The 10345-nt window shown below is 40.9% G+C and carries 6 protein-coding genes; 2 read left to right on the top strand and 4 right to left on the bottom strand.

Annotated features, from left to right (window positions below):
• Nucleotides 1–209 precede the first annotated feature (209 nt).
• From UYI_RS0111845 to UYI_RS0111830, 4 genes are all read right to left on the bottom strand, one after another.
• Nucleotides 210–911 (bottom strand): hypothetical protein, encoded by a 702-nt coding sequence (locus UYI_RS0111845; protein WP_016866881.1) that lies wholly within the window; start codon nucleotides 909–911, stop codon nucleotides 210–212.
• A 315-nt stretch (nucleotides 912–1226) separates the two neighbouring features.
• Entirely contained in the window at nucleotides 1227–2021 is a 795-nt protein-coding gene (locus UYI_RS0111840; RefSeq protein ID WP_016866880.1) for a DUF3891 family protein, read from the bottom strand.
• 186 nt (nucleotides 2022–2207) lie between these two features.
• Nucleotides 2208–3356 carry an alanine--glyoxylate aminotransferase family protein gene (locus tag UYI_RS0111835; RefSeq protein WP_016866879.1) on the bottom strand — a complete coding sequence of 383 codons (1149 nt, stop codon included), beginning with the start codon at nucleotides 3354–3356 and terminating at the stop codon, nucleotides 2208–2210.
• A 244-nt stretch (nucleotides 3357–3600) separates the two neighbouring features.
• Nucleotides 3601–5622 carry a serine/threonine-protein kinase gene (locus tag UYI_RS0111830; protein ID WP_016866878.1) on the bottom strand — a complete coding sequence of 674 codons (2022 nt, stop codon included), beginning with the start codon at nucleotides 5620–5622 and terminating at the stop codon, nucleotides 3601–3603.
• 158 nt (nucleotides 5623–5780) lie between these two features.
• Here UYI_RS0111830 and UYI_RS0111825 point away from each other — a divergent pair, with 158 nt between their 5' ends.
• Nucleotides 5781–7766 (top strand): ShlB/FhaC/HecB family hemolysin secretion/activation protein, encoded by a 1986-nt coding sequence (locus tag UYI_RS0111825; RefSeq protein WP_016866877.1) that lies wholly within the window; start codon nucleotides 5781–5783, stop codon nucleotides 7764–7766.
• Between the two features lie 137 nt (nucleotides 7767–7903).
• Nucleotides 7904–10261 (top strand): two-partner secretion domain-containing protein, encoded by a 2358-nt coding sequence (locus UYI_RS0111820; RefSeq protein WP_167325071.1) that lies wholly within the window; start codon nucleotides 7904–7906, stop codon nucleotides 10259–10261.
• The last annotated feature ends 84 nt before the right edge of the window (nucleotides 10262–10345 follow it).

Here is a 10345-nt window from a genome sequence, read left to right as displayed (position 1 = left end):
TTTTGCTTGCTACTTAGATTCTTTGAATTTATGAGTTATGCAAGCTATGCAAAATGAGTGACCTGTCTGTAGATTTTAGGCAATACAGATATGTTCTGAGCCAAAAGACCATATTGCTTAGTCATATATAGTCAATTTCTACTCCAATATGGAGCGATCGCTCATAGCTTACACAGGTATGTTGAATGATTGCATGGGTTAATAATCAATTATTTTTTGTGTAGCGGTTTGCTAGTCACTCCTTTTTCATATTTCAATGTGTAAACGCCATGTCCTTGTAACACTCGATACCACATTCCCGACTGTACACCTGTGGAAAGCATCTTGCCAACATTTGTTTTTGCTGTTTTTAACTGTTCTGGTGTTAACTTGTCACCATATAAGTCCCGTACAATAGCATCAATATGAAAATGTAGGTCTGGTCGACGGCGCATCAAAATCAAGATTGCATTTTGTATGGAGTATTCTTGAAATTCAGGTAGTAAAGGTAGAGTTCCAGGTTTTCTAGGAGTCGTCAGTTTGGGAATATCGGAAATATCTGGTTGTTCCGGTAAAGGAGTAGTAGATTTAGAATCTTTGGAATTTAACGTTGAGGTAGATGACGAGGCCAATGTGGTTACAAGTGAATTTGTCTTATTGTCTAATTCTTGTTCTTGCTCAAGCGTCTTGGGTTCTCCTTCTTCCTCAAGGGAATGAAGGCTATCCTCCAAATATGCTTGTGTAGATGATTCAGGTAAACGCTTGTGGAGATGACTCATTTTCTCTTCTAGAGCGTACCCTGAAAGAAGAGCTTCTAGAACATTCATCTGGTTGCGAATAAAAGATAGGCGACGCTCTAAATCAGCAGTTTCTAAGATGTAGCGATCGCGCTCTGCTTCTAGTAACCTAAGAATCTCAGATAAATCAGCCATAGTAGTTTCGTTTTTTTGAATGAAAGGATATAGACAGGTGGACAGCAAGGAAGTTTTTGTTAAAGCTCACACTCGCGTCATTAGGCAAAGAGTCTATCGTTTCGTATGTAAAGGATGCAATCTGGTAGTTGAACGCACTTGCTATCCTTCTAGACCTTTGTTTTGTGAACGATGTCGGCCACCAAAACATCATTCTCCACAGCCTCCGTCAAAGACTGAGTTGAAGGTAACACGTGGTAAATCAAAAACCACAAAAAAGCCGATCAAACAACGCAAAAGAGGTTAAATACGTAAAAAACCTGTAACCACTACTTTCTAATCTGGTTTTAAAGTAGTGGTGAGAGTCACCCAGCAATCACCCATTAAAGCTTCTTGCATTGCCATTTCATTGCTAAAGGTATGGCGTAGAAACTTTCCTTCATAAACTAGTGTGACTTCATTGAGCTGGAAAGGCCAGGGAGATACCACTATTTGTTGATGATTCTCTTGATTGTCTAACAAAGTCAACTCTAGTGTGGCTTCATCATTCAGTATTGGTACATGGTGAATCAATTGTTGTTGTGAAGTCATTCCCTGGCAAAAGATGATTGAAAGCGCATCCCATGTCGCTACCAACTTCCTATTGCGTGTGATTACTTCTGATGTAACGTAGGTTGCATAGTATGGATCATTTTTCAAAAGAGCGATAAGTTGCTCTTGCCAAAGATACTCTTGTTTGAGGAACTTCTCCACTATTTGAGTAGAGGTTGGCGAGTTTTGCCAACTTGTAAACCTTTCATACAGACCCGTTCCATGTAGCGAGATCAGCAATGCTACATATCTACCCAATACAAATGCAAACTGTTTAGCATTTGACCAAATGTTTATATGCTCTTGAGTAGGAAGTTCTGTAAAATGATGGGGATAACCAGTTTGAGGATTAAGTGTAGGAGATTGTTCCCAAACTACCCAACCGATATCATGTTGTTCTGCACCAAAACAAACTTCTTTTCTGGGGACAAAATCACCAAACTGTTCATTACCCCAGACTTGCGCTAATTGACCTGAGAGCCAAGCGTGATTTGGTTGAGTAATACAAATCAGTCCCTGTCTTGAGAAGCGATGCAACATGAATCAATACTCGGATTTATTGGCTCAGCAATCCTGATCTAACTATGCGGCCTTTTTAGCCTGTTATTTTGCTGTCTGGGTACACTGCTACCTTCAGTCTAGCTTAGGGAGAAGGGTAAGGGAAGGAAGACATAGCAAATAACAAACCTTTACCCTTTCCCCAACAATTCATCATATCTGCCTATTCTATTTAGGCAAAACTTGTTGCAGAGCTTCTATGAGTCGGTCTACATTTTCTTTACGGCTGTTGAAACCCATAAGTCCAACGCGCCAGACTTGACCTGCTAATTCACCAAGACCGCCACCAATCTCAATGTTATGTTCTAAGAGTAACTGGCGTGCGATCGCTTTACCATCCACTCCTTCAGGAATGCGGACTGTTGTGAGAGTGGGTAGACGATACTCTCGCTGTACATGTAGTGACAGCCCAATATCTTCTAATGACTGCCAGAGATATTCTACGTTTTCTTGATGACGTCGCCAACTGTTTTCCACTCCCTCTTCGGCAATGAGACGCAGTGCTTCCCGGAGTGCATAATACATATTGATGGGTGCGGTGTGATGATAAACTCGCTCACTACCCCAATATTTATGCAACAGCGTCATATCCAAATACCAATTAGCCACTTTTGTTCGCCGCTGTTGCAATTTCTCAACTGCGCGGGGACTCATCGTAAAAGGAGAAGCACCAGGTGGACAACCCAAGCCTTTTTGGCTACAGCTATAAGCTAAGTCAATTCCCCACTCATCCAAAAAGATGGGAACACCACCCAAACTTGTAACTGTATCTATGAGCAGCAAACAGCCAAATTCACGACACAATTCACCAACACCTTCCAAAGGTTGACAGGCACCGGTGGAGGTTTCAGCATGAACTAAAGCTAAAATTGTGGGACGATGAATTTGTAGAGCAGTTCGCAATTCCTCTAAGGAAAAGACTTGTCCCCAAGGCTTGGTAATTGATCGCACATCTGCGCCATAGCGTCCAGCCATATCTACAAGTCGATTACCAAAGTAACCGATTACACCCACTAACACTACATCACCAGGTTCTACAGCATTAGCAATAGTTGCTTCCATTGCTGCTGTTCCCGTACCACTAACGGCTATGGTAAGTGGGTTTTCTGTTTGCCATACATAACGCAGCAACGATTGTATCTCATCCATGACTGCAAGAAAAGCTGGGTCAAGATGTCCGAGTGGAGGAGTATTCATCGCTTGCAGAACTGCGGGATGAGCATTTGAGGGGCCAGGACCTAACAGCAAGCGTTCTGGTGTGGAAAGAGGTTCTAGTTGCAACCGCTGGTTATTATTGATTGATACTGTCTGCGTCATTATGTCTATTTGGGCCAGATCATACTTTATTAGGATACCTTTGAAAGGGAACGAGGAAGAGGGAACAGGGAATTACCTCTGGATCATCTCCAAATTCATAATATATTTCTTCTCTAGAATTATTGCAGAGATTGCGATCGCTGACTTTAATATTAGTTTTTCTACTATTTCACAAAATTATTGATCCAAATTTCCCCTTGTCTTCCTTGTGCTCTGTGTTATCCTTGTCTCCCTTATTACCTAGTTAACGCATTCCACCCCTAAGTCTTTCAGCTTGGTAATAAGAATTGTTTGCTTCTTGTTGTTTTCCTAATTCCTTTAAAATTTCTCCTCGAATATCCCAAATGTCTGGGTCTTTTGGTTGCAAATCTTTAGCTTTTTCAATAGCTTCTAAGGCTTCTTGAGGGCGTTTTAATTCTAATAATGCTAGTGCTTTGCCCACCCATGCTGGATGAAAATCGTCTTTCAGTGCGATTGTTCGATCAAAAGCTTTAATAGCTTCTTCGTGATTTCTTAGTGTTTGTGTGAGTAAGATTGCTTGATTAAACCAAACTAAATAATCTTGTGGACGGACTTCACTCGCTTGTCTAAAAGCAAAGAGGGCTTCACTCGGTTTGCCTAGTAAATTTAAGGCATTACCTTTACCAATTAACGCTTCATAAAAATTATTATCTAGTTTGAGTGCTTGTTCATAAGAATCAAGCGCATCCTGGGGACGATTTAATTTCAGTAATATTGAACCTCTATCAGTCCAATATATTGGATTATTTTTTTTAACCCTGAGGATATCATCATAAGATGAAAGAGCTTCTTGAAAGTATTCCTTAGCAGCTTGGCGTCCTTGCGACTGTTCGATCGCAAAGCCTATTTCTTGCCAAATTCTGGGATCATCAGGTCTAATTTGCTTTAGCTGATCTAAATACTGCAAAGCTTCTTGTTTTTGACCTAATGCTAATAAAGATAAGCTTTTTCCGCTCAAAGCTTCTGGATTATTATTATCACTTTTTAGTGCTTTTTCATAAATGTCTAAAGCTTCTTGATAATTTTGTTGTTTATATAAGACTTTTCCTTTATTAATTAAAATCTTAACCAAAATTTTTTGGTCTTTTGGCTGGAGAAAAATCGCTCTATTATAAGATTGTAATGCCGCGAAATCCCGTCCTAAAATGAATAAAGCATCCCCTCGTCCTTTCCATACTTCCGGGGAGTTGGGCTGGATTTCTTTAAGGTAGTTAAGTTTCTCTAGAGCTGCATCTCCTTTGCGTTCGTCAAGCAAATTATTAGCTTCATGTAAATAATATGCAGGTCGTATAAATGGGTGAATAAACTCTACACAGGCTATTATTCCTGCTAATAATATTAATACAATTGGAATTTGCCAAATTCCTAGAAATCGTAGATTAGCTAGTACCCCTCGACGATTAGCTGTGTAGTAAGTTGGTGGTTGAGTCGGTGGTGAACTAATTTTAGTCTTATTCAAATCTTCAGTCACAGCCTCTACTGATTGATAGCGCTGATCTGGATTATTATGAACCATTTTGGTTAAAACAACAGCAAGAGAATCATCAATTTGAATATCGCTAGGTAAGAGAATATTATCTTTTTCATCCCATCTTAATTCTCTTGGGTGCATCCCAGTTAATAGTTGAATTGCTGTTAACCCTAAAGCATAGATATCACTATTAAAACGTGGTCTGCCTGCCATTTGTTCGGAAGGAGCGTATCCAGGAGTTCCAATCATTGTTTGTGTGACTGAGGATTGAAACGATGGATATTGTTTCTCTAGTTTTTTGACAGAGCCAAAATCAATTAAGACAAATCTCTTATCTCCCTTTCTAATAATCAAATTAGAGGGTTTGACATCACGATGAATTATATTTTTTGCATGTAAATATGCTAATACTGATAAGATTTGTTGCAAGAAATTAACTACTGTCTGTTCTGACCATTTTTGACCAACTAGGTCAGCTAGGGATGTACCTTCTATATATTCTTCAACAATATAATAATTGTTGTTTTCTTCGAGATAGTCAAAAAATTTAGGAACTTGCTGGTTAGTTTGTAAAGTATTTAAAATATTAACTTCTCGGTGAAAGAATCTTTTAGCTGTTTCGAGATCGGCATTGAGAGGGTCGAGTTTCTTGATTGCACATAATACATTAGAGAATGTATCTGTAGCCAGATAGGTTACTCCAAAGCCTCCCCTGCCTAATTCTTGGATGATTTGGTAGCGGCCACATAATAGCTTGTTGTTGCCTTCCGTCATCTTAATATATATTCCTTCATTTAAAGCAATATTTTATAACTACCTATATTTCCTTTTAGTTTCCTAAACTACCTCGTTAAATTTTATTATAATTCTCTATGCTACAAACCATGTTCTATGGTATTTAAGTTTAATTAATAAAAGTTAATCAAGTTTTAATGCACCACCACACTTTGAAACTGAATTTAACTGTTTGTTTCTTGTTGGAAGTTTTAATAGCTTTCTCGGCTGTCAAAGCTTCGGCTGGAAACTTACCGTCTAAGGCTCCCAATCCTGAGCGCTTTTCTTTAGAAAATCACGAAACACAGGTCAACACACTCCAGCTAGAAAATACCACAGCTGCTGTGAAAAGCCAAATCAGGCAGGATCATGAAACAGAAATTGGGAACGAAGGTTATTCTTTCAATCCTGATTTTGGGTTCAAATTATATCCTCCCGATGCTTCTAATTCATATGAACTAGTCGGAAGCCAGAAAAACAGAGAGTTGGATAAAATTTTAATCTTATCGCAACTTCCTAGTCCCACTGCTCCTATTCCTCCTGCACCACCACCAAAGCCAATTCCAACGCCGCAACCATCACCTACGCCTCCTCTAGAAGAAACTCCATCTCCACCACCCGAATCTCCACAGCGTCCAGAAATTCCTGGAACTATTACTATTAAGAGATTCGAGTTTGAAGGAAACACAGCATTTAGTGATGAACAATTAAGCAAAGAAACAGCCGAATTTCTTAACCGACCGATAACTTTTGCTGAACTTTTACAAGTTGAAAACAACATTACTAACTTATATATCAAGGAGGGATACATTAATTCCGGCGCGGTCATCCCAGCAGAACAAATTTTGTCACCAGAAGGTGCTGTTGTTAAGGTTCGGATCGTTGAAGGTGGAGTAGAAGATATTAGAGTCACAGGTACGAGGCGGTTAAAACCAGGGTATGTGCGTAGTCGCATTGCTTTAGCAACCTCTAAACCTTTAAATAGAGAAAAGCTTTTAGAAGCACTGCAATTATTACAGCTTGACCCCTTGATAGCCAATATTTCTGCGGAATTATCTACAGGTTCACGTCCAGATCAAAGCTTATTAGAAGTTAGAGTTGTAGAGGCAGATTCTTTTAGAGTAGATATCTTTGCAGATAATGCTGGTGATCCGAGTGTTGGCACTTTTCGTCGGGGTATTAACCTCAGCGAAGGTAATTTATTAGGCTTTGGCGATCGCTTTTCCTTTGAATTTATCAACAGCGAAGGTAGTAACGCTTTTGACGTGGGTTATACATTCCCGATTAATCCTCGCAATGGTACTATTGGTTTTGCAACAGGCAGAACGGCTGTAGGGGTAGTTGAACCACCCTTTGATCGGATTGATATCACAGGTGATTATTATTACTTTGATTTGAATTTACGGCAGCCAATCATTCAAAATCCCAGTCAAGAATTGGCACTAGGTTTAACTTTTTCCCGACAGCAAAGTGAAAGCAGATTATTGGGAGAAAAATTTCCCTTGTCCGCAGGTGCAGATGAGGAAGGCAGAACACGCCTCTCCACAATCCGGTTTTTCCAGGAATACACACAACGCAACTCACAACAAGTCTTGGCATTGCGATCGCAATTTAGCCTTGGTGTAGGGTGGCTTGGTGCTACTGTCAACAGCGATCCCCCAGATAGCCGCTATCTTGCTTGGCGAGGACAAGGACAATATGTGCGCTTATTAGCCCCAGATACCTTGCTGGTATTGCGTTCAGAAATGCAATTAGCAACCAGACCTCTTGTACCCATCGAACAAATTCGCTTGGGAGGTCTGCAAACTGTCAAGGGTTATCGACAGGATGAGTTTTTAACAGATAACGGCGTGTTTGCCTCAGCCGAAGTGAGATTTCCCGTCCTGCGGGCAAGACAAATTCAAGGGCTTTTGCAAGTTGTACCCTTTATCAACTTTGGTGTCGGTTGGAATAACTCTGACAGTCCTAATTCCACTCCCGATCCCAATACCTTGATTGGTACAGGCTTAGGTTTGCAATGGCAGATGGGTGATACACTTAGCGCCCGTATTGACTACGCTTTTCCTCTCATCGATGTAGATGACAGAGATAGGACGTTGCAAGAACAAGGATTGTATTTCTCGATTAATTACAGTCCGTTTTAAAGGTCTAAAGAAAGGTTTCACCGCCAGGTACGACAAACCTCACCCCAAGCCCCTCTCCTTACTAAGGAGAGGGGTGGCGTAGCCGGGGTGAGATGACTTTCAAGTTAGTCAAAAATCATTTATTTGTGGGGCTGATCATGAAATCAATTTCGACACTGGTACTCAGCCTACCCTTAGTTACTTGCAGCATTCTTGTTACTTTCAGTAGAGGTAAAGCACAGATTGTTCCTGATGTAAATCTAGGTGGAACAGAAAATTCTGTTGTGAATCCAGATGTGATTAATGGTATACCGAGCGATCGCATCTCAGGTGGTGCAACTCGTGGCTCAAATTTATTTCATTCTTTCCAAGATTTTAACGTTGGTGAAGGCAGGGGAGCTTACTTTTCCAATCCGGATGGTATTGCCAATATTCTCACGCGAGTCACAGGTGGTAATCCCTCGAATATTCTAGGGAGACTTGGTGTTCTAGGTAACGCCAATCTATTTCTACTCAACCCAAAGGGAATTTTCTTTGGGGCAAATGCAACTCTGGATTTGGGTGGTTCATTTTTGGCAACTACTGCTGATAGTTTTGTGTTTGACAATAACTTTGAATTTAGCGCCAGCAACCCACAACCACCACCACAGTTGACTGTCAACATTCCCATCGGCTTGCGCTTTCGGGATAATCCTGGAACTATTACTGTTCAAGGGCCAGGTAATAATCTCCAGTTCAATCCGGAGTTTTTAGAATTTAGCAGAAACTCAACTCCTCAAGGTTTAGCAGTGCAACCCGGTAAAACCCTTGCCCTTGTGGGGGGTGATGTCAATTTAGAAGGAGGAAATCTGCTTGCAGATGGCGGCAGAATTGAAGTTGGAAGTGTCGATAGTTCCAGTTTCGTCAGTATCACTCCTATAGATAAAGGCTGGCAACTGGGATATACAAATGTGTCAGGCTTCCGAGACATTTCCCTGACCAAAAAAGCATCAATAGATAGTAGTAGTGATGCAGGTGCTGGAGAAATCCAAGTCCAAGGGAGAAATATCAAACTTACCGATGGATCTGCTATTTTTGCTTTTACGGGTTCTCAACCGGGAGGAACCGTCAACGTTAATGCTGCTGACACCTTGGAAGTAAGTGGCATTTCAACCAATGATTCAGTTCCCAGTACTATATACACTGCTGTTTCGCCTGAAGGTTCTGGTGATGGTAGCGATTTAAGCATTCAAGCCAAACGCATCATCGCTAGTGGTGGAGCGCAAATTGGTGCTGACACCTATGGCGCAGGCACTGCTGGCAATGTTGTGGTAAAAGCATCTGATTTAGTAGAAATACAAGGCAGTGTAGTTATAGATGAAACACTACCACCTGTTCCTACCGCTATTGGTACGATCGCCCAAGCTAGTAGTACAGGCCCAGGTACGAAGTTAACCCTGGAAACACGACGGCTAAAGATTACAGATGGAGGACAGCTAGTTACAGGTACGTTTAGCCAAAGCCAAGCAGCCACATTAGATATTACAGCCTCTGAATCTACAGAATTGAGTGGAGAAGGCAGTGCTATTTCTAGTGTAGTTGGCAAAGACGCAACAGGTAACGGTGGTACTGTGATCCTGAAAACTCCCAAGTTAACTATTCGAGATCAGGCGAAAATCAACGTTGATGGTCAAGGTACTGGGAATGCAGGTGAGGTCAGAGTCACATCTGATACTATTCGTCTGGAAAATAAAGGAGGTATAACAGCACAAGCCAGTTCTGGTAACGGTGGTGATATCTATCTTGATGTGCAAGATTATTTACTGATGAGTGGTGAAAGTGTGATTTCTACTGAGGCGATAGATGGCAATGGTGGCAATATTTACATTAACACTCTCACGAAGAACCGAGGCTTTATAGTTGCCCAACCTTTTGGTAACAACGACATCATAGCTAATGCTGACCAAGGTCAGGGAGGAAAAGTTGTCATTAACTCTAATGGTATCTTTGGGCTATTTGTACGCACTCGTCAAGATTGGGAGAGGTTACGTCCTCAAGATTTAGACCCAAGAAAGCAACCTACGAGTGATATCACAGCTATTTCCCGACAAAATGCCAGCTTGAATGGCACTGTGCAGTTAAACACCATAGATGTTGATCCTAGTCAAGGATTAATCGAATTACCAAATAATTTACCAGACCCCAGAGATCAAATTGCCCAAAATCCTTGTCAAAGAGGTATAGGTAGTGAATTTATCGTCACAGGACGGGGTGGTTTCCCACCTAGTCCTAATGAAACTCTGACTGGTAACAATATCCACGTTGATTTAGTCCAACCTATTACTTCTGGAGAAAATTCTCAGAGTGCAAACATTAATCAACCAAAAACTTTTCCCATTGCTGGGCATGATATTATACCTGCGCAAGGATGGATATTTAACAGCAAAGGTGAGGTGGTTCTGACAGCCTATGAACCTACAGGTAATATTCCTCAACGTAATTCCACAACAACTGTAGCCTGTCCTGCGCTTTTTTAAATCAGTTATCAGTTATCAGTTGTGAATTGATAAGTTTTTGTTGGAAGTTAAAAATTGCCCAGAGTATTATCATTAAGGTGTTTC

The organism is Fischerella muscicola PCC 7414, assembly GCF_000317205.1.
GTDB lineage: Bacteria > Cyanobacteriota > Cyanobacteriia > Cyanobacteriales > Nostocaceae > Fischerella > Fischerella muscicola.
Note: the sequence above shows the minus strand (reverse complement) of the source record. Positions and strands in the feature narration are given on the sequence as shown.